Genomic DNA, 22158 nt, shown 5'->3' on the forward strand with positions numbered 1-22158 from the left:
CGGGCTCAGATCCAGCGACGGGCGGTTGGTCAGAACCGCCCGTTCGCACATTCTGGCAGGTTTCGAACACACAAGAGTGCGAAGCAGCCGTAACACCATTGCGCAGGGAAGGCCGGGCAAACCCGGCTGAACCTGTGGTTCCTGCCCCGTGCATTCCTTTCCGCACGGGGGCCGCAGGAATCAGCCGATGCCTGGTCTTCCCTGCGCCCTCGATGACGTGAGGGCTTCGCTGCACAAAGCTCGGGCGCCTGACGCGTCGCGACGACGAAACTCCGTGGGAACTCGACACCTGACCCACCGGAACTGGCAGGGAACCGGCCGTCTCCTTGGACGATACCTTTGATTATCGCATGTTAATTCGAACGATCGCCACCCCGGGTCGGGTTGGTTGTTCTCTGGCCTGAGTTCGCGTGAGTGGATGATTTGTCCAAAAACTAATTAGTTCGCCGGGGTTCGGGCGGCACGGATAGCAAACCATTAATGTACGGTTGGTATCGTGCATACAGTCCACGCAACGAGAACCAGAAAATGCGACACCTGACTGTCTATCAGCGTCTCGCGGCGATCATCGCCGTGATGTCGATCGCACTGTTCGCCGTCTCCGCCATGCAGATCCTGATGCTGCGCGGAACCGTTCTCGAGGAGCGGCAGACCATGGTCCGCAACCTCGTCGAGTCCGCCGTCAAGGTGCTGAGCTATTATGACGCCGCTGCGACAGCCGGCAAGATGGCGCCGGAGCAGGCGCGGCAGCAGGCTTACGCCGCGATCGGCGCCATGCGCTGGGGCCAATACAACGACTATCTCGGCGTCTACGGAACAGGATCGTCGGATGCGGGCGTGACCTACGTCCACGCCAACCCGAAATACATCAACGTCAACCGCTGGGACTTCAAGGATTCCACCGGCAAGCTCCTGATCCAGGACATCGTCCGCATGGCCCGCGCCGGCGGTGGATTCGTCGAGTACAAGGTGCCGCGTGCCGGGGGCACGACCGAGCTGCCGAAGATGTCCTATGTCGGCGCCTATGGCAGCGGAGACAAGATGCTGGCGATCCAGGCCGGCGTGTATGTCGACGACGTCGATGCGGTCGTCTATCAGCGCGCGATGTGGGCCGGCTTCGGCGCGCTTGCCGGTCTGCTGGTTGCCGCGATCGTCGCCTTCTGGCTCGGACGCAGCGTCGTCGTTCCGCTCGACCGCACCTGCGCCGTGATGGACGAGCTGAGCAAGGGCAATCTGAGCTTCGAGGTGCCGTTCACCGATCGCCGGAACGAGATCGGCCGCATGGCGCGCAGCCTGCAGATCTTCAAGGAGCATCTCGCCGAGAGCGAGCGGCTCCGGGCCGAGCAGGAGCAGTCCAAGCAGCAGGCCGCCGAGGAGCGCCGTACGGTGCTGGTGCGGATCGCCGACGAGTTCGAGCGCTCGATCGGGGGCGTGATCCAGACCACCGCGACCGCCGCCGGCGAGCTGCAGACCTCGGCACAGTCGATGTCGAGCATCGTCTCCGGCACCACCGACCAGAGCGCGAAGGTGGCCGCGGCCGCGGAGCAGACCGCCAGGAACGTGCAGACGGTGTCGGCATCCGCCGAGCAACTGTCGTCATCGATCCAGGAGATCGCCAAGCAGGTTACGCAGTCGTCGTCGATCGCCCAGAACGCGGTCGGGCAGGCGACGCGGACGGAGGCGATGGTCGACCGGCTGGTCCACGCCTCGCAGAAGATCGGCGAGGTCATGGCGCTGATCCAGACCATCGCCGGCCAGACCAACCTGCTGGCGCTGAACGCCACCATCGAATCGGCGCGTGCCGGCGAGGCCGGCAAGGGCTTCGCGGTGGTCGCCAACGAGGTCAAGGCGCTGTCGGCGCAGACCGCCAAGGCGACCGAGGAGATCACCAGCCAGATCGAAGCCATCCGCGACGCCACCGGCTCCACCGTCAACGCCATCCGCGAGATCGGCGCGACCATCGGCCAGATGAACGAGATCACCGACGCGATCGCGGCCGCGGTTGAGGAGCAGGGCGCGGCGACGAAGGAAATCGCCCGCAGCGTGCAGCAGGCGGCGCAGGGCACGCAGGGCGTCATGCAGCACATCGTCGGCGTGCGCGAGGCGTCCGGCCAGGTCGGCGCCGCGGCGGCGCAGGTGCTGAGCGCAGCCTCCCAGCTCGGCAGTCAGTCGGATCAGCTCAAGACCCAGACCGGACGATTCCTCGGCAACGTCCGCGCGGCGTGACGCCGGCGGCGGATGGTGACAGCTCACCCTCCGCCGATCGCCACGAGGCGGTCGAGCAGTGTGGCCTGGGCCGGATTGATCCGGACCCTCGCCTCGGCGAGGTCGAACCAGGCGGCGCGGTCGACCTCGGGAAAACGCTGGAGACGGCCGCTGCGCGGCGGCCATTCGAGCTCGAATGCGTTGCTGGTGATGCCGCCGGCATCGAGATCGGTCTCGGCGGCGAATGCCTCGACCACCTTGCCGCCGCGCTGCTTGATCTCGCCGAGCGGGACGAGCGGCACCGTCAGCGCGGTGCCAAGCTCCTCGGCGAATTCGCGCCGCGCCACGGCTTCGGCCGCCTCGCCGGCGCCGAATTCGCCCTTCGGGATCGACCAGGCGCCGAGATCCTTGTGGCGCCAGAACGGGCCGCCGGGATGCACCAGCAGTACTTCCAATCCGTCGGCGGTCCTGCGAAACGCGAGCACGCCCGCGCTGCGCGCCGGCATGCCGCTACGCCTCGCCGGTGCGCTGGATGAGATCGCGCTCCCAGCCGAACACCGAGCGGCCGTCGAGCTCGGGCGAGGCGGCGCGCTCGGTGGCGATGTAGGCCTCGAGCGAGGGGCCGGTCGCGCTGCGCTCCAGCCGGCGCGCTTGGTCGTCGAGCCGCTTCAGGGCCGACAGCGCCTCGTCGCGGCCGAGCCTGGCGTTGCCGACGGCTGATTTGAGCACGCGGATGGTCTCGTCATAGACCTTGATCGGCACCGGATAGGGATGCCGGTCCTTGCCGCCATGCGCCAGCGAGAACCGCGCCGGATCGCTGAATCGATAGGGCGCGCCGTGCACGACCTCGGCGACCATGGCGAGCGAGCGCACGGTGCGGGCGCCGACGCCCGGCGTCAGCAGCAGGTCGGGAAAGTCGACGGGACCGCGCTCGGCCGCGGCAGCGAGCGTGCCGTGGAGGCGGCGGGCGAACACGTCCTTCGGCCTGACGTCGTGATGATCAGGCATGACCAGATGCGGCAGCAGGCCTTGGGCGGGCTCCGGCGTGCTCAGCCGCTCGAACTCGGTGACGACCCGGTCGGGGCCGAGATCGGTGAGCAGCTCGAGCTGCGCGTCGCGCGACGGCGCGGCGCGCTTGTCGGTGAGGTTGACGATCTCGCCCTGGACGGGACCATCGATGGCGCTGTGCGGCGCGTCGACGAAGCTCGCAAGCTCGCGCGAGTGCCAGTGATAGCGCCGCGCTTGGCGGGCGTCGCCATTCATGCCCTGCTGCACCACGGTCCATTTGCCGTCCGCGGTGACGAAGAAGCCGTGCAGATAGAGGTCGAAGCCGTCCTGCACCGCGGCGCTGTCGACCTTGGCGACCAGCTTGCTGGTCCGCACCAGCTCCTCGCCGTCGAGGCCGAGCCGGTCGCTGAGCAGGCGCAACTCGTCGGGCGTCTTGCGCGAGTGTTCGCCGCGGCCGCCGCAGACGTAGATGCCGAGCTCGCCGGACAGCGGCTTCAGTCCGCGCTTCAGCGCGCCGATCACGCTGGTGGTGATGCCGGAGGAATGCCAGTCCATGCCCATCACGGCGCCGAACGACTGGAACCAGAACGGATGCGACATCCGCGCCAGGAATTCGTCGCGGCCGTAATGATGCACGATCGCCTGGGTGATGATGGCGCCAAGCGAGGCCATGCGCATGCCGAGCCAGGCCGGCACGCGTCCGGAATGGAGCGGAAGATCGGCGCTGCCGGTACGTCGGGCCATCGGAACCTTGCAGAGGAGGCGTGTCGCACCAATCTAACAGAAGGCGCGCCGATGCGCGATCGATCCGATGTCGGGCGGACTTTGGCGTTAGCCGGTCTGCCCGAGATGGGCGATCCAGTTCCTGAACAGCGTCTGTGCAGCGCTTTCGGCGGCGAGGTCAGGCCGCAACGTCAACCCCGGAAGCTCGGCCGCCAGCGTCGGGTCGCGCCTTTCCTTGGCCCGCCACTCGAACGCGTTGAGCACCGCCTCGCTCTCGGCGCTGAAGTAGGATTTCGGCAGCCGCGGATAGTCGTCGCGCTGACCGGCGAGAAACCGCGCGATGTCGCGCATGTATTCGCGCTGCAGGGAGAGCGCGTCATATTCGGGATGGCCCTGGAAGAACACGAACCGGCTTGGCATCGAGCGCGCGAAGATGTCGACGCCGACCTCGTCAGACCGGGTCAGGATGTCGTAGCCGCGCTCCGCCAGCAGCGGCTCGTTGACGGCGTTGAGGCGGGAGTGCGGCACTTGGAGCGGCAAATGGATGCCGTGCGTGAGCCAGTCGTCCTGGACCTTCTCGCAGTCGAAGATGCCGGAGCATTTGCTCGCCAGCCGCTGCCGCTCGATGTCGTCGAGATGCAGCACGGCCGCGTGGGCCGCGAGACAGGACCAGATCGTCGAGCGGGTGTTGGTTCTGGCCCAGTCGATGACCGAGGTGAGGTCCGACCAATAAGGCTCGTCGCGCAAGGCCGCCGCGACGGGCTCGGCGCCGGTCACGATCAGGCCGTCGATGCCGAGCCGGTCGAGCGACCCGATGTCGGCGTAGGACTGGGCGACGTGGTGCCTCGCCGCCTGCGAGCGCATGATGGAGGGCAGCGAGAAGCAGTGCAGGCGGATGCGGACGTGCCGCGGCGCGCACTGTTGCAGCAGGCGGGCGATCTGGAGATCGGTCGCCTTCAGGGCGCTGTCCGGCATGTTGTTGACGAGGCCGATCGACAGCTCGACCGGGCGCCGTCCGCTGTCATCGAATTCGGCGGGCGCGAGGGCAGGGCTCGCGATCCTGCGATGTCGGTCGAACAGCAGGGTCATCGGCTGATCGCTCTACTCCGCCGCATCCAGCTGGCGCGGGCGAGGGCAGGCCTGGGCTAGCGCCTGGTCGAGATCCTCGATGATGTCGCTGATGTGCTCGATGCCGATCGACAGCCGGATCGTCTCGGGCAGGACGCCCGCCTTGCGCTGGTCGTCCGGCGGCATCTGCCGATGCGTGGTCGATGCGGGATGGCAGGCCAGCGACTTCGCATCGCCGATATTGACCAGCCGCGTGACCAGCTTCAGGGCGTCGTAGAACGCTTTGCCCGCCTCCATGCCGCCCTTGATCCCGAACGTGAACAGCGACGACGCGCGACCGTCGAGATATTTCTGTACCAGCGGGTAATAGCGGCTGTCGGCGAAGCCCGCGTAGTTGACCCATGCCACGCGCGGATCGTTGCGGAGGAATTCGGCGACCTTGCGCGCATTCTCGACGTGACGCTCCATGCGCAGCGCGACGGTCTCGATGCCCTGCAGCAGCAGGAAGGCATTGAACGGCGACAGCACCGCGCCCATCGTGCGCTGATAGACGCTGCGCGCGCGCTGGATATAGGCGCTGCGGCCGAAATGATCAGTGTAGACCATTCCGTGATAGGACGCGTCGGGCTGCGTGAAGGCGGGAAAGCGGTCGGCGTGATCCTTCCAGGGAAAGTTGCCGCTGTCGACAAGCATGCCGCCCAGCGTCGTGCCGTGACCGCCGAGAAACTTGGTCAGCGAATGCACCGCGATGTCGGCGCCGTAGTCGAACGGCCGCAGCAGGATCGGCGTTGCGACGGTGTTGTCGACGATCAGTGGCACGCCGTTGCGATGTGCGACCTTCGCCAACGCTTCGATGTCGCAGACATTGCCGGCGGGGTTGCCGATCGTTTCGGCAAACACGGCCTTGGTGTTGTCATCGATGAGACGCTCGATGGCGTCGGGCGCATCGCTGTCGGCAAAGCGTCCAGTGATGCCCTGGCGCGGCAGGATGTGACCGAGCAGCGTGTGCGTGGTGCCGTAGAGCTGCGGCACCGAGACGATGTTGCCGCCGCCATCGGCGAGGTTGACGAATGCAAAGTGGAGCGCCGCCTGTCCGGTGCCGACGGCGAGCGCGCCGACGCCGCCCTCGAGCTCGCTGACGCGCTTCTCGAGCACCGCCGTGGTCGGGTTGGAGATGCGGCTGTAGCGGTAGCCCTCGGTTTCGAGATTGAACAGGGCGGCGCCGTGGTCGGCGCTGTCGAAGGCGTAGGCGGCGGTCTGATAGATCGGAACCGCGACGGCCTTGGTGGTCGCCTCCGGCTCATAGCCGGCGTGGATTGCAATCGTCTCGTTGCGCATCGGCGATCTCCCCGCTCGCTTCGATCAACGCGGCGAGCTGCTCGTATTCCGCGAGTGGTGCCGTTGTAGGAGCGCAGGCGTAAAGCGGGCAATAATTCGCGACAACAACGACGAAATAACCCTAACGAGATGTGGCCGAAGAACTTCGAATTAGCGCATAGAAGAAACCCGCAGCAGCGACCGGATCTGCTGCCCGACCAGCTCCAGCGCGACCTTGGCCTGCGGCAGGATCGCACCGAGCGCGTGGAAATTGTGGACCATGCCGTCGTGACAGACATGCGCGACCGTGACGCCGGTCTCCGCAAGCCGTGCCGCATAGGCATTGCCCTCGTCACGCATCGGATCGAACTCTGCGGTGTGGATCACGGCGGGTGGAAGCCCGGCCAGCGTCTCGCGGCACAGCGGCGATATCAGTGGATGCGCGACATCGGTCTTGCCGTCCAGACAGTCGGCGAGGTCCGCCTGCCACGTTCCCCTGTCGATCAGGTAGCCAGTCCCGAACAGCTCGCGCGACGGCCAGGGATTGAAAAAGTCGAGCACCGGGCAGATCAGGCACTGCACCGCGATTCTGAGGTCGGCGCGGACGTGGGCCTGCTGACAAACCGCGGCGGCGAGCGTCGCGCCCGCGGAATCGCCGCCGATCACCATCCGATTGCCGTCGATGCCGAGTACGGCCGCGTGATCGATGGCGAAGTGAACCGCGGCGATTGCATCCTCGACCGCTGCGGGAAACGGGTGCTCGGGCGCGAGGCGATAGTCGATCGAGAGCAGCCGGCAGCGGGAGGCGGCGGCAAGCGCGGCGGCGACCTTGTCGTGCGTGTCGATGCTGCCCGCCACGAGACCGCCGCCATGAAAATAGACGAAGCCAGGGCGCGCTCCGCTATCGTGCGGATCTGCTGCCGGCGTATAAAGGCGATAACGAAGCGGCCCGGAGGGGCCGGCGAACGTGCCATCCCGCGTGATGACGGCGCCGCAGTCGTTCCGCGCGAACTGCATCAGCTTGGCCAGCGACTGCCGGCGTTGCCCGACACTCGGATGCTGCCGGCTTTCCGGCATAGCGGCAGCTACCATCGAAAGCAGGCGCTGGGCGCGAGGGTCGAGCGGCATGACAGCTCCAGTTAACCAAGGCAGCGACCATTGTGCCCATCAGCAGTGAATCGATCATGAGCGGCAGGCCGCGGCGGGGAAATCCTTAAAATCTTCAAGCCAGAAGTGCAGATACGATCGATGCCGAACGGGAGCGCCGCCATGACCCACATCGTCAAGCCTGTCAGCTACTCGCAGACCTGGACCTTCTTCGACGGCGAATGGCGCGAGGGCAATGCGCCGATCATGGGCGTGCGGACCCACGCGACCTGGCTCGCATCGACCGTGTTCGACGGGGCGCGCGCGTTCGAAGGCGTGACGCCCGATCTCGATCGGCACTGCGCGCGTGTGAATCAGTCCGCGATCAATTTCCGGCTCAAACCCGTGGTGGACGTCGAGACCTGGATGGGGCTGGCGCGGGAAGGGATCGCGCGGTTCGGAGCGGGAGCCGAGCTCTACATCCGCCCGATGTACTGGGCGCAGCATGGCGCCGGCGGCGGTGTCCTTTTCGATCCCGAGACCACCAATTGGTGCCTCTGCATCTATGAGGCGCCGATGCCGCAGCCGACGGGCAACGCCATCACGCTCTCGCCGTTCCGGCGGCCGACGGCCGAATGTGCACCGGTCGATGCCAAGGCGGCCTGCCTCTATCCGAACAATTCGCGCGCGCTGATCGAAGCGGCCTCGCGCGGCTTCAACAACTGCCTGATGCTGGATCTGCTCGGCAACGTCGCGGAGTTCGGCAATGCCAACGTGTTCATGGTCAAGGACGGCGTTGTCTTCACGCCGGTGCCGAACGGAACCTTCCTCAACGGGATCACGCGACAGCGCGTGATCGAATTGCTGCGAGGCGATGGTGTCAGTGTGGTCGAGACGACGCTCCGATATGACGATTTCCTGAACGCCGACGAGATCTTCTCGTCGGGCAACTTCGCCAAGGTCGCGCCGGTGATCCGCATCGACGACCGGACGCTGCCAATCGGTCCCGTCTTCAGCCGCGCACGCAGGCTGTACTGGGACTATGCCCACCGGGTCAGGGCCGCGGCATAGGTCAGGACCCATAGACGGGAAGTTCGGTATCGCTGAGCTCGCCGAGCCGCCCCGGCTCCGGTCCCTTGATGTATTTGCGGCCGCGGCGTTCGGTGTAGACGCCGTAGAGCCCGGCAATCGGCCCGTCGGCGTCGACGACGACGGACACGCGTCCGCGCGGCAGCAGAAAACGGCCCACGGCGCCGGCGCAGGCAACATAGTCGGAGGTGTCACGGCAGTAGATCAGCTGCATTGCCGGCAATGCGAACCGTCCTTGCCGGACCCGGAGCTGCTGCAACACCAACGGAATCGGGCCATGCTTCGACCGGACCACGATGCTGAGGCAGCCATAGCCTGCGTGGCGGATCAGCAGGTCGGCCTCGCTGGGCGGAAGTCCATCAAGCGCCTGGGCGTCAGCGGCGACCTGCTCCACTTGCGCGCCGCGGCCGGCAAATGACATGGCGGGCACTGAAAAGAACAAGCCGTGACAATAGGGACGAAAGCCCTGCGCCTCGATGATCGGCCATGTCTGGCGCGCGGCGCTGATGTTGATGTAGGTCACCTCAGGCAAACGCTGTGCGATCCGGGTCAGCATCGTCGCATAGTTGCGAAACGACGGCTCGACATACCAGCTCGACAGGTTGCACCAGATCTGCGGCTGCGCGGGTGTGCCCCGGTTGCTGTAGATCAGCAGCAGCACGCCGGCGGCCGCGCCGTCGTTCTCGAGCAGATAGCCATAGCGGGGATAGCCTCCGGGCGCCGGACGCGTCGTCTGTCGGTGCAGGCCCGTGGCCCAATACGCGCGGGACCGCCGCGGAAATCCGCGCGTGAGCAGATCGGCGACCGCGTCGAGATCGGGCTCCCCGATCTCCCGGCAGCGGATCAGCGGCTTGCGCGCGGTCATGAGATTGCCTGCCGATCTCCCGACGATGGCGGTAGGACGTCAGCCGACGACGTCGGGCTGACGCTCCACCAGCAGCGCGTCGCGCACGCGCGACGGCCAGCGCGTCGGATCGATGCCGTGCGTGTGGAACAGCGCGACCGCGAGGCGGTCCATGCCGAACGCCACGCAACCGGTGTGCGCCGGCGCGCCGTCGGCGTCGTCGATGCCCCAGGTCGTGCCGAAATGCTCGCGGTGATAGTTGAAGCTCATGCAGGCGGTCGGCTGCTCTTCCGATCGCAACGGCACCAAGAGCTCGAATTTCAGCGCCTGCTGCTTCTGGCTGACCGCCTTCATCTGGCCGACGCGACCGAAGAACGGGTCGCTGGCGTGATCGACGCGGAACGACAGCCCGAGATCGTGGGCGATCGTTTGCGCCTTCACCATCCAACGGTCGCGGAATGCCGAGACGTCGTCGGGTGTGCCGATGCAGACATATTCGCGCATACGGAACGACTGCAGGCGGTCGAGATGCCGCGACGGCTCGCGGCGGAAGCAATCGGCCGCGACGTCGAAGCGTAGGCCGCCGACCGGCAGTGCACCACGGCTCGCCGCGATCGGATACACCGGATAGCAGGCTGCGGGCGACAGCACGAGGTCGGCCGGCGACAACGAGGTGGTCCAGTCGCCGCCCTTGTCGAAACGTGCCACGGCTTCGTGGATGTCCCGCTCGGTGCCGTGCAGGCCACAGACGCAGCCGAGCAGATTTGGAAAGCTCTTGAGATAGCCGGACTTCTCAAGCTGCGTCCGGCTCATGACCGGCGGGAAGCGCATGACCTCCGTGCCGGGCTCACGATGCCGCGTGATGAGCGTCGTGAGCCGCTCCACAACACCTTCATACAGCGCGGTCCGTGCATAGACGCCATCCGCGCCCATGCGATGGAACAGGGCGTCGGTCAGATGATCGAGCGCGTCGGCCGGCTGGGGCGCAATCTCGGGCGACTGCGGGAGAACGGGGATCGTCATTGTGCAAATCCTGGGTGGAGGCAATGGCTGCGATCGGCGCGGTCATTCATGGAGCGAGGCCGGTACCGTGCTCATCAAATTGGCCGTGGCAACGTTCGTGAGAATACGGTCGTTGTTGATCATGATCGGCGCCGACAGAACATCGCGCAGGTGGCGGCCGATCGAGAACTCGCCGTCGTTGCGATAACCCGAGAGCCCGCAGGCGCGCATCGCATGCATCACGGTCTCAACGGCAAGCTCCGAGGCCTGCACCTTCAACAGCGTGATCGAGGATTGGAAGTCGAGCGAGCTCAGCGCCCGCTCGTCATATTCATGGGCGACGAAGGCATCCGTGTTGGTGACGATCATTGCGCGCAGCCGGGCCAGCGCCATCTTAGCCGCGGTGTAATGTGCAGCTGCCGGCGGCATCTGTCCGCCGGCGCCGCGAGCGGCCTTGCGCAGGAAGCGCTGGGCGCGCTCCACCGCGGCCGCAGCAATGCCGGCCCAGGCCGATGACCAGCAGAGATGCGCGAACGGCGTCATCGTCTGGCCGTGGATGCGGTCATAGGATTCGGTGAACATGCGGTCGGACGGACAGCTCACCTCCAGCGCGAATCCTGTCGAGCAGGTGCCGCGCATGCCCAGCGTTTCCCAGCCAAGGGTACGCGAGATCGTATAATCGTCCGTCGTCAGCGCCAGCAACACCTGATCAGAGGCGGCTGCGCTGTCGGCGCGACGGGCAATGGTGACGAGGCCGTCGGCTTCGGCACCATAGGAGATCACCGTGGCGTCGCGCTTCAGCGAGATGCGGTTACCGTCGTGGCCGACGGCCGCGGCGCTGGCGCGGATGTTGCCGCCGTTCTGTCCCTCGGTGGTGGAAGAGGCCATCAGCAGCTGCTCGGATGCGATACGGCGCATCAGGGATTCCATGTAGGCGCTGCCGCGGCCGTGACGCACAAGGCAGGCGACCTTGGTCTGGTGCATGGCGAAGATCATGGCGCTGGAGGCGCAGGCGCGGCCGAGCGCATAGCAGACGTCGGCGATGTCGTGGATCGAGGCTCCGAAGCCGCCGAACTCGACCGGGATCTGCATCCCGAGCAGCTTGTGCTCGCGTGCCGCATCGATTGCGGCCTTGGGGAAGCGGCCGTCACTGTCGACCTCGTCGGCTTCCGCGGCGGCCTGCGCCGCAACAGCGGCGGTCCGCTGCAGGAACAAGGAGCTGCGATCGAGCAGAAGGCTCTCGCCATCATCGGGGATCGGGTTGCGAAGCGCGGTTCCCTGGAGAGTCATGACCGATCGATACTCCGGATTTTGTCTCGTTGAGAGATCGGCACGTGCGTCCTCGCAAGATCAGGACAGATGCACTGCGCCTTCTTTTTTGGGCTGCACGCAGGGTATGGATTTGATTCAAATACGTCGACGAAATTCAGGGTAAACGCTGTGCGATCGACGGGTGGGGGTTAATTCCTGGTTGTTTCGGTCCGAGAATTTCGGGCCAAGCCGTTAGCGTTAAGACGAGTTCAGACCTGGAACGGGGATGCGGCGTAACTCTTTCGCCGCCGGATTGCGTTATCTCCTGCGCGAGCGTCGATCAGATTCGACGTGCCGGAACAAGCCGCGAGTGAAGAGGTCCCCATGCCGAGTTTCGATGTCGATGTCAGTCACAGGATCGTGGCGCTCGTGCGCGATATCCTCGCGCAGAACGCCAGTTCTACCGACGTGACGGCGGATGCAAAGCTCGTCGACATCGGGCTGACGTCCATGGACATGGTCAACCTGATGCTGGCGCTCGAATCGGAGTTCGATTTCACCATTCCGCAGGAGCTGATCACGCCGGAGAACTTCCAGTCTGTCGCCACGCTGGAGCGTCTGGTGAGCGGTCAGCTGGCGGCAGCGAAGGCCGCCTGACCCGCTGCCACGCCCCGCGGTTCACCGCGTCGCTGTTTTCAATCCGTCGCAAAGCTGGCATTCTCGTCTCCGTTGGAGATGGGGACGTCATGACGAAGGCTGTGCTTGGCATTATCGGCGGCTCGGGCATCTATGATCTGCCGGGACTGGAAGATGCCCGCGAAGAGGTGATCGCGAGCCCCTGGGGCGAGCCGTCGGCGCCATTGCGCCGGGGAACGATCGCGGGGCTGCCGATCGTGTTCCTGCCGCGCCATGACAAGGGACACCGGCTGTCCCCGTCCGACATCAACTACCGCGCCAACATCGACGTGCTGAAGCGCGCTGGCGTCACCGACCTGGTGTCGCTGTCGGCCTGCGGCTCGTTCAAGGAAGAGCTGCCGCCGGGCACCTTCGTGCTGGTCGATCAGTTCGTCGATCGCACCTACAAGCGCGAGAGCTCGTTCTTCGGCAGGGGATGCGTCGCTCACGTCTCGATGGCGCATCCGGTTTCACCGCGGTTGCGCATTCACCTGGCGGCGGCGGCCGAGGCCGAAGGCATCGCGATCGCGCGCGGCGGCACCTATGTCTGCATGGAGGGACCGCAATTCTCGACCTATGCCGAGAGCATAACCTACAAGGCGTCGGGCTATTCGGTGATCGGCATGACCAACATGCCGGAGGCGAAGCTCGCTCGCGAGGCCGAGATCTGCTACGCGACGGTCGCGATGGTGACCGACTTCGACTGCTGGCATCCGGATCACGACGCCGTTACCGTGCAGGACATCATTCGCGTGCTCACCACCAACGCCGACAAGGCCAAATCACTAGTGGCGCGGCTCGCCCGCGAGTTTCCGCGCGAGCACGAACCGTGCCCGATCGGCTCCGACCGTGCGCTCGACACCGCCTTGATCACTGCGCCGGAGGCGCGCGATCCCGAGCTTCTGAACAAGCTCGATGCGGTCGCAGGCCGTATCTTGCGCGGTTGAAGGGGGATCGAACATGAAGGTGGACGGCCGGCACTATCGCAGCATCTGGCTCGACTCCGACGGCTGGTCGGTCTGCGCGATCGATCAGCGCCGGTTGCCGCACGAGTTCGTGGTGGCGAAGATCACGACATGCGAGGTGGCGGCGGACGCGATCCGCGGCATGCTGGTTCGCGGCGCGCCGCTGATCGGCGCCACCGCCGCCTTCGGCATGGCGCTGGCGATGCGCGACGACCGCTCCGATCCCGGCATCGACCGCGCCTACGAGATGTTGATCGCGACGCGGCCGACGGCGATCAACCTGAAATGGGCGCTCGACACGATGGGCACGATGCTGCGCCGGCTGGCGCCGTCGGAGCGGCGAGATGCGGCGTATTCCCGCGCCGTCGACATTGCCGGCGAGGACGTCACGATCAACCAGGGCATCGCCACGCATGGCCTCGCGCTGATCGAAGCGGCCGCGGCGCGCAAGAAGCCGGGCGAAATCGTGAACGTGCTGACCCACTGCAATGCCGGCTGGCTTGCGACCGTCGATTGGGGCACGGCGACCGCGCCGATCTATCTCGCGCATGATCGCGGCATTCCGATCCATGTGTGGGTCGACGAGACCAGGCCGCGCAATCAGGGCGCGTCGCTGACCGCCTGGGAGCTCGGTCATCATGGCGTGGCGCACACCGTCATCCCGGACAACACCGGCGGCCACCTCATGCAGCATGGGATGGTCGATCTCGCCATCGTCGGCACCGACCGCGTCGCCGCCAACGGCGATGTCTGTAACAAGATCGGCACCTATCTCAAGGCGCTCGCGGCGCACGACAATGGCGTGCCGTTCTATGTCGCGCTGCCGTCGCCGACGATCGATTTCGCGGTCGCCGAGGGACGACAGATCCCGATCGAGCAGCGCAGTGCGCAGGAAGTGACCGAGATGACCGGCCGCACCGCCGACGGCCGTATCGAGACCGTGCGCATCGTGCCGCCGGGATCGCCGGTCGCAAACTACGGCTTCGACGTCACGCCGGCGCGGCTGGTGAGCGGGCTGATCACCGAGCGTGGCGTGCTGCGGGCCGACGGCGCGGCACTGGCGGCGGCATTTCCGGATCGGGCCAAACAGACGAACGATTAGGATCAGCGCCGTTGCGAGGGCAGCGACGTAATCCAGAATCCCACGAAGCCTTCGGATTGCTTCGGCGCAAGGATGCCTCGCAACGACGATCAGCGCAGGCTCAGACCCGTCGCGGCTTCCAACTCGGCGATCGCCTGCGCTGCGCTGATCACCTTGATCGTCGTCATGCCCATCTCGCGCGCCGGCTTCAGGTTGATGCCGAGATCGTCGAGGTAGACGCAGTCCGCGGGGCTGACGCCCAGCGTCTCGGTCATCATCTGGTAGATCCGGGGATCGGGCTTGCGCAGGCCGATCTTGGCCGACTCGATCACGTGATCGAACAGCGCCATCACCTCCGCGACGTACAACGAGCGGCCGCCCTGGCTGCCGATTGCGTTCGCCGGCAGATTGTTGGTGATGCAGCCGGTCTTGCACTCCGCCTTGATGCGGCGGAGCGCCTCGACCATGTCGGGACGGAGGTCGCCGGTGAGCAGTGGCAGCACCTCCCGCCCGCTGACCGCAGCGCCGCCCAGCGCCAGCGACTCCTCCGCGAACAGCCGGTCGAAAGTGTCGAGGTCGATCTCGGCCCGCTCGAATTTCGCCCAGGCGTTCTCGAGATGGTTGGCGGCATTGGTGTTGCGGATGATGTCGACAGGATAGCCGCGCTCCTTCTCGAACCGTGCGAATGCCTCGAACGGCGATGTCGTCAGCACGCCACCGAAATCGAAGATCACCGCCTCGACCATGTCAGTCCTGTCCTTCCTTGATCCCTGGATGATCGCTAGCATGGGATGCCGCACTTGGCGACCTCGGTCGCACTTGGCGACCTCGGCGTCAGCCGCTATTGCTGCCGCGATGAAGCCGTATCACGCAATCATTGCAGCCGCCGCTCTGCTGGCGCCGTCGCAGGCCCTGGCCATCGTCGGCAATGCGCCGGCGCTGAATGATGGCATCGGCCGCGCCGTGGTCACGATCGTCGGCTCGCGCGGCAATTTCTGCAGCGGCGCGCTGATTGCCCCGAAGCTGGTGCTGACCGCCGGGCATTGCGTGCAGCCGGGTCTCGATTACCGCATCGTGGAATACGATCGCGACCGCAGGCCGGTTCTCAAGACGGTCCGGCGGGTGGCGGTGCATCCCAGCTTCAGCGTGCAGGCCATCCTGGCGCATCGCGCCACCGCCGATGTCGCGCTGCTGGAATTGGAGGCGCCAGCGAAGGAGCGCGTGCCGGTGGCGCTCGGCGTGCCGCAGCCGCCGCTTGCCGCCGGCAACGCATTCACGGTCGCAGGCATCGGTGTCGCCGTCCCCGGCGACGGCAAGAGCGGGGGCGTGGTGCGCGGCGCGGCGCTGGTGGCCACAGGCAGGCCGGGCACGTTGCAGATCCGGCTGGTCGATCCGGCGACGCAAGGCGTGCGGTCCGGGCTCGGTGGCTGCACCGGGGATTCCGGCGGGCCTGCATTCGAGACGCAGGCGCAAGGACAGGTGCTGATCGGCGTCATCTCATGGTCGACCGGGCCAAATCTCGGCGATGGCTGCGGCGGCATGACCGGCGTCACGCCGCTCACGTTGTATCGCGATTGGGTCGTGCAGACCGCGCGGCAGTGGGGCATGCCGCTCGGCGGAAATTGAGGCGCAGCGTTCACGACGCCGCGCTTCGCGATGGGTTGACCGTCGCTGTGATCGGGTTCAGCCTGTCACGCGAGGAAACAACATCAAGACCAAAGCCCAGGGACTCCCATGAACGTCATCGCGCCCATCCGGGAGGCCGCGTCCTCTCACGCGACCGAACATTTCGACGTGCTCATCGTCGGCGCCGGCATCTCCGGTGTCGGCAGCGCCTATCAGTTGACCAGGCAGATGCCCGACAAGCGCTTCGTGATCCTGGAGAGCCAGGACGGCTTCGGCGGCACCTGGCGGACGCACCGCTATCCCGGCATCCGCTCCGACAGCGACCTGCACACGTTTGGATACAGCTTCAAGCCGTGGGTCGGGCCGCCGATCGCGACCGCGGAAGAAATCCTCAGCTACATGGGCGAGGTGATTGAAGAGAACGATCTCGGCCGCCACATCCGCTACGGCCATCGCATCGTGTCGGCCAGTTGGTCGAGCGCGACCAATCTCTGGACGGTCCAAGCCGTGAAGGGCAGGGATCAGCAGCCCGTCACCTTCACCACGAATTTCCTCTGGATGTGCCAGGGCTACTACCGCCACTCCAAGGGCTACACGCCGGAGTGGCCGAACATGGCGAAATTCAAGGGCCGCATCGTGCATCCGCAACTCTGGCCCGAGGATCTCGATCTCACCGGCAAGCAGGTCGTGGTCATCGGCTCCGGTGCGACGGCCGCGACCATCCTGCCGTCGATCGCCGGAAAATGCGCGCATGTGACGATGCTGCAGCGCTCGCCGACCTACTTCCGCATCGGCCGCAACGCGATCGAGCTGGCCGAGGAGTTGCGTCGGCTTGATGTCAAGGAGGAGTGGATCCACGAGATCGTCAGGCGCAAGATCCTGTTCGAGCAGGATTGGTTCACCAAGCGCTGCTTGACGGAGCCCGAGCAGGTCAAGAAGGAGCTGATCGGCCAGATCAGCGCCATCATCGGCCCCGAACAGGCGGCCAAGCATTTCACCCCGAGCTATCGCCCGTGGCGACAGCGCATCGCGTTCGTGCCGGATGCCGATCTGTTCGAGGGCATCAAGAGTGGCAAAGCCTCCGTCGTCACCGACGAGATCGAACGCTTCACCGAAGGCGGCATCAAGCTGAAGTCCGGCGACGAGCTCAAGGCCGACATCATCATCACTGCCACCGGCTTTGATCTTTGCGTGCTCGGCGACATTGCATTCTCGATCGACGGCAAGCCGCTCGACTTTGCCGACACCGTGACCTATCGCGGCATGATGTTCACGGGTGTGCCGAACCTCGCCTGGGTGTTCGGCTATTTCCGCGCCAGCTGGACGTTGCGCACCGATCTGGTCGCGGATTTCGTGTGCCGCCTGCTCGCGCACATGAAGGAGAAGGGCGTGAGCAAGGTCGTGCCGGCGCTGCGCCCGGAGGATCACAACATGCCGCTGCTGCCATGGATCGACCCGGAGAACTTCAATCCCGGCTATATGATGCGCAACATGCATCTGCTGCCCAAGCGCGGCGACAAGCCGGAGTGGCAGCACAGCCAGGACTATTGGAGCGAGAAGGACCAGATTCCGGCGATCGATCTGGATGATCCGGCGTTCGTATATGGGTGAGCGCCGAGGGGTGGAGTACTCGCTGTCGCTCTAACCTCGGTGTCATCCCCGCGAACGCGGGGATCCATAACCACAGCCGGATATGTGAGGCACGACGCCAGCTTACATCCTGCCCCAAGCGAGATCACGCGGTATGGGTCCCGGGTCGGCGCCCGTTGACGCTGTGCGTCAGCGGGCTTGCCCGGGACGACAGCGAGTTTCAGAGCGCGCTTCTGAGTGCGCCGCCCGTCTCATCCCTCCCGCCGCGTCACCCCCGTCGCGATCGCCGCGGCGGCGGTTCGGTTCTCGACGCCGAGCTTGGCGTAGATCTGCTCGAGGTGCTTGTCGACGGTCCGCGGGCTCAGTCCCAGGATCTGTGCGATGTCGCGGTTGGTCTTGCCCTTAGAGAGCCATGACAGCACTTCGCCCTCGCGCGTCGTGAGACCGAACTCGCTGGAGAATTCCTTTGGCAACTCACCGGAGGACTCCTTGGCGAGCCGCAGCAGGAACTCGTTGGGCCCGGCTCCGCCCATGTAGTAGAGGCGCAATTCGGGATGATCGGGGATCGAAGCGGCGGCCTTCCCGCCGCCGTTCTGCGCCTGATCCAGCCAGAGCCGCAGCGCTTCGGGAAGAACGAGCTCCTCGGCGGTGCCAAAACTGTCCGACAGCAGCTTCTGCGCCTGCGGCGTTGCCCACATCAGCCGTCCCTCGCGGTTGACGGCGAGCAGGAAGCGGCCGGAGACGTCGAGCGCGGCGCGCGCACTCTGCGTCATCCGGGCGTTGGCGAGATGCACGCGGATGCGCGCCAGCATCTCCGAGACGGCGATCGGCTTGGTGACGTAGTCGACGCCGCCGGCCTCCAGTCCCTTCACGATATGCTCGGTATCGGCGAGCCCGGTCATGAAGATGACGGGGACGTTGGAGAGACCCGTCTCGCGCTTGAGCTTGCGGCACGTCTCGAAGCCGTCCATGCCGGGCATGACGGCGTCGAGCAGGATGATGTCCGGCGTGATCTGGTCGATGATGCGCATGGCCGCGGCGCCATCGAGTGCGACCATGACCGTCATGCCGGCACCATCCAGCGCGTCGGTGAGCAGCCGAAGCGTCTCCGGCGAGTCGTCCACCACCAGCGCGACATCGCGCTTCCTGCTGTCAGTGCTCATAGGCATGCAAGGTCTTCAGAGTGGCCATGTACTGATCGAGATCGAAGCGGTCGATAAGCGTGCGCATCTGGGCGACGAAGTCGGCATGCTCCGGATGCGCGTTGCTGATGTCGTCGAGCTTGAGCTGAATGGCCCTGATGTAGCCGATCTGGCCGAGGCTCATCAGCTCCTCGACATAGTTGAGCGGGGGCCGGGACCCGGTGTCCGGCCGCCAGCGTGGCGGCGCCGCTGGGATGTCGGTCTGGTAGCTCCATTCGAGCTTCAGCAATTGACGTATCGCCTCCAGCAGCCTTGGGATGTCGATCGGCTTCATCAGGTAGCTGTCGTGGAATGGTTGCGCCAGCGGCCGGCCATGCGCTTCGAGCGCGCTCGCAGATGTCATCAGGATCCGGGCCTGATGATGACCGCTGTTGCGCAAGGTCTCGGCCACCGTCCAGCCGTCCATGCCGGGCATCGAGATGTCCAGAATGAACAGATCCGGCTGGCAGTGCTGTGCGAGCGCGAGGCAGGCGGGACCGTCGGGCGCGCTCAGCAGGATGAATCCGAGCGGCGTCAGCACCTCGCGCAGGAGGTCGCGATGAACGGGATCGTCGTCGGTGATCAGGATCGTCCTGCGCGGTCCGAGATAGCCGGCGACCGGCGCCTTCACCGGTGCATGCCGCGTCGGGTTGGTGACCTCGGACAGCAGGATCTTGACCTTGAACGTGCTGCCGACGCCGACCCTGCTCTCGACCTTGATGTCGCCGCCCATCACCCCGGCGAGCAGGCGGCTGATCGTCAGGCCCAGTCCCGTGCCGGTCTGCGGTTGAGCGACCCCGAGCGCGCCGCGCTCGAACGGCGCAAAGATGCGCTCGAGGTCGTCGGGCTGGATGCCGGGCCCGGTATCAATCACCTCGAACTCCGCGACCGGACTGCGATAATGCACGACGAACTGGACGCTGCCTTCCGCGGTGAATTTGATCGCATTCGACAGCAGGTTGATCAGGATCTGGCGCAGCCGTTTCTCGTCGGCGTAGACGACCAGCGGCAGCACCGCCGGCCGCTTGAACACGAAGTCGACGCCCTTGGCGGCGGCTTGCAATCGGAACATGCCCACAAGCTGGTCGAGGAATTCGCTGAGACGGACCTCGTCGCGCGACAGATACAGCCGCCCGGCTTCGATCTTGGAGATATCGAGGATGCCGTCGATCAGGCCGGACAGATGATCGGCGCTGCGGCGGACGACGCGGACCTGGTCCCGCGGCTTTGGTGCGAGGCTCGTGTCCTGCTCGAGCAGTTGCGCATAGCCGGAGATCGCGTTCAGCGGCGAGCGCAGCTCGTGGCTGAGGCCGACGACATAGCGGCTCTTGGCAAGGTTGGCGGACTCCGCAACCTCCTTGGCGCGCTGCAGCTCGGCGTCGGTGCGCTTGTGCGCCTCGATCTCCTGAATCAACAGCTGCGTCTGCCGGCGTGTCTCGGCCTCGGCGGCGCGACGGCTCTGCTGCGCCAGCACGAACAGCCAGGTCACGACGCCGATGATGATGGAGAGAGCGAAGAACACCTTCCACAGCACGTCGGAGATGATGCCCTTGAATCCTGGCAGCGCCGCCGAGGTCTCCAGATAGATCATGCCGAGCGTCAGCGCGACGAGTCCGGCCGATGTCAGAAAGACACCGACATAGTGACCGAGCTGCGAGTTGATCTTGGCGAGCACCGACCCCGGCAGCATGCCGCCAAGCGCCGCGGCGACCTGGGCTTGCGCCCGCGCGTGCGGTTTGCACAGATCGTGACAGCGAGCGTCGAGCGAGCAGCACAGCGAGCAGATCGGGCCGGCATAGGCCGGGCAGGAGGCGGTGTCCTCCGGCTCGAAATGATGCTCACAGATGCAGCATTGGATCTGCTCGATGTTCTGCCAGCTCCGCTTCGGCTTGCGCGCCAGATAGTACTTTCCGTCGGTCAGATAGGCGATCGCGGGCGCGGTGACGAGCGCGACGCCGAGCGCGACGAAAGTCGACAGCGCCTTTCCGGTCGGACCGAACAGGCCATAGAAGGCGCAGATCGAGACGATCGTGGCGATCGTCATCGCGCCGACGCCGACCGGATTGATGTCGTAGAGATGGGCGCGCTTGAACTCCATCTGCGGTGGGCGCAGGCCCAGCGGCTTGTTGATCACGAGGTCCGCGACCAGCGCGCCGACCCAGGAGATGGCGATGTTGGAGTACAGCGCCAGCGTCTGCTCCAGCGCCTTGTAGACGCCGATCTCCATCAGCAGCAGCGCGACAACGACGTTGAATACGAGCCACACGACGCGTCCCGGATGACTGTGGGTCAGGCGGGAGAAGAAGTTCGACCAGGCGATCGAGCCGGCATAGGCATTGGTGACGTTGATCTTGATCTGGGACACGATCACGAAGGTACCTGTCAGCGCAAGCGCCAGGTCCGGCCGGGCCAGCACGTAGCGGAACGCCTCGAGATACATGTGTGCCGGTTCGGCGGCGCGGTCGGCCGAGACTCCATGGCTGAGCGCGAAGTAGGCCAGGAACGAGCCCGCCAGCAGCTTCAGCGCACCGAGCACGATCCAGCCGGGGCCTGCGGATAACAGCGCAATCCACCATGACCGTTTCGACGTGCGGCGATCGCGCGGCAGAAAGCGCAGGAAGTCGACCTGCTCGCCGATCTGGGCGACCAGCGAGAACACGACCGCCGCCGCGGTCCCGAACAGCGCCAGATCGAGATGGCCCATGGGATCGCCATGCTCGCCGGGAAACTGCAGCCAATCGGCGAAGGAGTGCGGGCTCGCATAGGCGATTGCGGCAAAGGGCAGGACGTGCAGCACGACCCACAGCGGCTGCGTCCATAGTTGGAAGCGGCTGATCAGCGTGATGCCGTAGGTCACGAGCGGGATGATGACGACGGCGCTGATGAGATAGCCGACCGGGCGCGGAATGCCGAAGCACATCTCGAGGGCGGAGGCGAGGATCACCGCCTCGATGGCGAAGAAGATGAAGGTGAAGGAGGCGTAGATGAGCGAGGTGATGGTGGAGCCGATGTAGCCGAAGCCGGCGCCACGCGTCAGCAGGTCGATGTCGATACCGCATTTCGCCGCATGATAGGCGATCGGCAGGCCGCAGCAGAAGATGATCACGCTGGCGACCAGGATGGCGGCGGTCGCATTGGTCACGCCGTAGTTCAAGGTGATTGTGCCGCCGATGGCCTCCAGCGCCAGGAACGAGATTGCGCCCAGCGCGGTGTTGGCGACGCGGGCGGCCGACCAGCGCCGCGCGCTCTTGGCCGTGAAGCGGAGCGCATAGTCCTCCAACGTCTGGTTGGCGACCCACTGGTTGTACTGGCGCCTGACGCGGTCGATCCGCTGCCGCCCTGCCACTTTCGAACTCCTCACCCGCGGGCGCTTGTCCGCAACTCGCCTGCCCCTCGCAAGACCTACGCAGAGCCTACGTCGCGCTTTTGCGGTGCAGTATACGCAAT

At 65.8% G+C, this 22158-nt stretch carries 18 protein-coding genes; 7 read left to right on the plus strand and 11 right to left on the minus strand.

Translation table 11 applies throughout. From position 1 onward, the window contains the following. Nucleotides 1-528: 528 nt before the first annotated feature. Nucleotides 529-2226 carry a methyl-accepting chemotaxis protein gene (locus ACQR1F_RS22185; RefSeq protein ID WP_434881456.1) on the plus strand — a complete coding sequence of 566 codons (1698 nt, stop codon included), beginning with the start codon at nucleotides 529-531 and terminating at the stop codon, nucleotides 2224-2226. 23 nt (nucleotides 2227-2249) lie between these two features. Here the strand turns inward: ACQR1F_RS22185 and ACQR1F_RS22190 are convergent, their stop codons facing one another. The 5 genes from ACQR1F_RS22190 to ACQR1F_RS22210 form a co-directional block, all read right to left on the minus strand. Next, nucleotides 2250-2711: an NUDIX domain-containing protein gene (locus tag ACQR1F_RS22190; RefSeq protein ID WP_315801700.1), complete on the minus strand. Its 462-nt coding sequence runs from the start codon at nucleotides 2709-2711 to the stop codon at nucleotides 2250-2252. A gap of 4 nt (nucleotides 2712-2715) precedes the next feature. After that, nucleotides 2716-3957, minus strand: a complete 1242-nt coding sequence (locus tag ACQR1F_RS22195; protein WP_434898846.1) for a DUF763 domain-containing protein — start codon at nucleotides 3955-3957, stop codon at nucleotides 2716-2718. 87 nt (nucleotides 3958-4044) lie between these two features. Further along, complete coding sequence (gene metA, locus ACQR1F_RS22200) at nucleotides 4045-5025, minus strand: homoserine O-succinyltransferase MetA (protein WP_434913868.1); 981 nt, start codon at nucleotides 5023-5025, stop codon at nucleotides 4045-4047. Nucleotides 5026-5037: 12 nt separating this feature from the next. After that, entirely contained in the window at nucleotides 5038-6342 is a 1305-nt protein-coding gene (locus ACQR1F_RS22205; RefSeq protein ID WP_434913869.1) for an O-acetylhomoserine aminocarboxypropyltransferase/cysteine synthase family protein, read from the minus strand. 150 nt (nucleotides 6343-6492) lie between these two features. Then, nucleotides 6493-7449, minus strand: a complete 957-nt coding sequence (locus tag ACQR1F_RS22210) for an alpha/beta hydrolase (protein ID WP_434913870.1) — start codon at nucleotides 7447-7449, stop codon at nucleotides 6493-6495. Between the two features lie 141 nt (nucleotides 7450-7590). On the opposite strand from ACQR1F_RS22210, the gene ACQR1F_RS22215 reads away from it, so the two are divergent. After that, a complete protein-coding gene (locus ACQR1F_RS22215) occupies nucleotides 7591-8478 on the plus strand; it encodes a branched-chain amino acid aminotransferase (RefSeq protein ID WP_434889711.1) in 888 nt (295 codons plus the stop codon). A gap of 1 nt (nucleotide 8479) precedes the next feature. On the opposite strand, the gene ACQR1F_RS22220 is transcribed toward ACQR1F_RS22215, so the two are convergent. The 3 genes from ACQR1F_RS22220 to ACQR1F_RS22230 are packed head-to-tail and all read right to left on the minus strand — an operon-like array spanning nucleotide 8480 to nucleotide 11632. Beyond that, on the minus strand, nucleotides 8480-9361 hold the full coding sequence (locus ACQR1F_RS22220; RefSeq protein WP_434913871.1) for an acyl-CoA acyltransferase: 882 nt from the start codon (nucleotides 9359-9361) through the stop codon (nucleotides 8480-8482). Between the two features lie 39 nt (nucleotides 9362-9400). After that, the gene (locus tag ACQR1F_RS22225) at nucleotides 9401-10363 is read right to left on the minus strand and encodes an amino acid--[acyl-carrier-protein] ligase (RefSeq protein ID WP_316179339.1); all 963 of its coding nucleotides are present in this window, start codon (nucleotides 10361-10363) and stop codon (nucleotides 9401-9403) included. A gap of 42 nt (nucleotides 10364-10405) precedes the next feature. Then, nucleotides 10406-11632 carry an acyl-CoA dehydrogenase family protein gene (locus ACQR1F_RS22230; protein WP_434913872.1) on the minus strand — a complete coding sequence of 409 codons (1227 nt, stop codon included), beginning with the start codon at nucleotides 11630-11632 and terminating at the stop codon, nucleotides 10406-10408. Between the two features lie 345 nt (nucleotides 11633-11977). Between ACQR1F_RS22230 and ACQR1F_RS22235 the strand changes: the two genes are divergently transcribed. From ACQR1F_RS22235 to mtnA, 3 genes are all read left to right on the plus strand, one after another. Further along, on the plus strand, nucleotides 11978-12250 hold the full coding sequence (locus tag ACQR1F_RS22235) for a phosphopantetheine-binding protein (RefSeq protein ID WP_315801779.1): 273 nt from the start codon (nucleotides 11978-11980) through the stop codon (nucleotides 12248-12250). 89 nt (nucleotides 12251-12339) lie between these two features. Next, a complete protein-coding gene (locus tag ACQR1F_RS22240) occupies nucleotides 12340-13215 on the plus strand; it encodes an S-methyl-5'-thioadenosine phosphorylase (RefSeq protein WP_316215238.1) in 876 nt (291 codons plus the stop codon). A 13-nt stretch (nucleotides 13216-13228) separates the two neighbouring features. Next, nucleotides 13229-14335, plus strand: coding sequence for an S-methyl-5-thioribose-1-phosphate isomerase (gene mtnA, locus ACQR1F_RS22245; protein WP_434913873.1), 1107 nt, complete (start codon nucleotides 13229-13231; stop codon nucleotides 14333-14335). A gap of 89 nt (nucleotides 14336-14424) precedes the next feature. Here mtnA and ACQR1F_RS22250 read toward each other — a convergent pair whose 3' ends face one another. Beyond that, nucleotides 14425-15060, minus strand: a complete 636-nt coding sequence (locus ACQR1F_RS22250; protein ID WP_434913874.1) for an HAD-IA family hydrolase — start codon at nucleotides 15058-15060, stop codon at nucleotides 14425-14427. 109 nt (nucleotides 15061-15169) lie between these two features. On the opposite strand from ACQR1F_RS22250, the gene ACQR1F_RS22255 reads away from it, so the two are divergent. Further along, a complete protein-coding gene (locus tag ACQR1F_RS22255; RefSeq protein WP_434838168.1) occupies nucleotides 15170-15940 on the plus strand; it encodes a S1 family peptidase in 771 nt (256 codons plus the stop codon). Nucleotides 15941-16048: 108 nt separating this feature from the next. Further along, on the plus strand, nucleotides 16049-17551 hold the full coding sequence (locus ACQR1F_RS22260; protein ID WP_434913875.1) for a flavin-containing monooxygenase: 1503 nt from the start codon (nucleotides 16049-16051) through the stop codon (nucleotides 17549-17551). A gap of 230 nt (nucleotides 17552-17781) precedes the next feature. Here the strand turns inward: ACQR1F_RS22260 and ACQR1F_RS22265 are convergent, their stop codons facing one another. Together ACQR1F_RS22265 and ACQR1F_RS22270 are read right to left on the minus strand one after the other, a co-directional pair. After that, entirely contained in the window at nucleotides 17782-18693 is a 912-nt protein-coding gene (locus tag ACQR1F_RS22265; protein WP_316179431.1) for a response regulator transcription factor, read from the minus strand. Next, nucleotides 18683-22057, minus strand: a complete 3375-nt coding sequence (locus ACQR1F_RS22270; protein ID WP_434913876.1) for a hybrid sensor histidine kinase/response regulator — start codon at nucleotides 22055-22057, stop codon at nucleotides 18683-18685. The genes ACQR1F_RS22265 and ACQR1F_RS22270 overlap by 11 nt, the downstream gene beginning before the upstream one ends. Nucleotides 22058-22158: the final 101 nt, after the last annotated feature.

Origin of the sequence: Bradyrhizobium sp. HKCCYLS3013, assembly GCF_051167615.1 — a bacterium.
Lineage (GTDB): Bacteria > Pseudomonadota > Alphaproteobacteria > Rhizobiales > Xanthobacteraceae > Bradyrhizobium.

Excerpts from the sequence above, each read along its gene's own strand:
- ACQR1F_RS22250 (WP_434913874.1), bottom strand. The coding sequence starts at position 15,060 with ATGGTCGAGGCGGTGATCTTCGATTTCGGTGGCGTGCTGACGACATCG.
- ACQR1F_RS22265 (WP_316179431.1), bottom strand. The coding sequence starts at position 18,693 with ATGAGCACTGACAGCAGGAAGCGCGATGTCGCGCTGGTGGTGGACGAC.
- ACQR1F_RS22215 (WP_434889711.1), top strand. The coding sequence starts at position 7,591 with ATGACCCACATCGTCAAGCCTGTCAGCTACTCGCAGACCTGGACCTTC.
- ACQR1F_RS22260 (WP_434913875.1), top strand. The coding sequence starts at position 16,049 with ATGAACGTCATCGCGCCCATCCGGGAGGCCGCGTCCTCTCACGCGACC.
- ACQR1F_RS22185 (WP_434881456.1), top strand. The coding sequence starts at position 529 with ATGCGACACCTGACTGTCTATCAGCGTCTCGCGGCGATCATCGCCGTG.
- ACQR1F_RS22210 (WP_434913870.1), bottom strand. The coding sequence starts at position 7,449 with ATGCCGCTCGACCCTCGCGCCCAGCGCCTGCTTTCGATGGTAGCTGCC.
- ACQR1F_RS22240 (WP_316215238.1), top strand. The coding sequence starts at position 12,340 with ATGACGAAGGCTGTGCTTGGCATTATCGGCGGCTCGGGCATCTATGAT.
- ACQR1F_RS22235 (WP_315801779.1), top strand. The coding sequence starts at position 11,978 with ATGCCGAGTTTCGATGTCGATGTCAGTCACAGGATCGTGGCGCTCGTG.
- ACQR1F_RS22220 (WP_434913871.1), bottom strand. The coding sequence starts at position 9,361 with ATGACCGCGCGCAAGCCGCTGATCCGCTGCCGGGAGATCGGGGAGCCC.
- ACQR1F_RS22255 (WP_434838168.1), top strand. The coding sequence starts at position 15,170 with ATGAAGCCGTATCACGCAATCATTGCAGCCGCCGCTCTGCTGGCGCCG.
- ACQR1F_RS22205 (WP_434913869.1), bottom strand. The coding sequence starts at position 6,342 with ATGCGCAACGAGACGATTGCAATCCACGCCGGCTATGAGCCGGAGGCG.
- ACQR1F_RS22225 (WP_316179339.1), bottom strand. The coding sequence starts at position 10,363 with ATGACGATCCCCGTTCTCCCGCAGTCGCCCGAGATTGCGCCCCAGCCG.
- mtnA (WP_434913873.1), top strand. The coding sequence starts at position 13,229 with ATGAAGGTGGACGGCCGGCACTATCGCAGCATCTGGCTCGACTCCGAC.
- metA (WP_434913868.1), bottom strand. The coding sequence starts at position 5,025 with ATGACCCTGCTGTTCGACCGACATCGCAGGATCGCGAGCCCTGCCCTC.
- ACQR1F_RS22195 (WP_434898846.1), bottom strand. The coding sequence starts at position 3,957 with ATGGCCCGACGTACCGGCAGCGCCGATCTTCCGCTCCATTCCGGACGC.
- ACQR1F_RS22190 (WP_315801700.1), bottom strand. The coding sequence starts at position 2,711 with ATGCCGGCGCGCAGCGCGGGCGTGCTCGCGTTTCGCAGGACCGCCGAC.
- ACQR1F_RS22230 (WP_434913872.1), bottom strand. The coding sequence starts at position 11,632 with ATGACTCTCCAGGGAACCGCGCTTCGCAACCCGATCCCCGATGATGGC.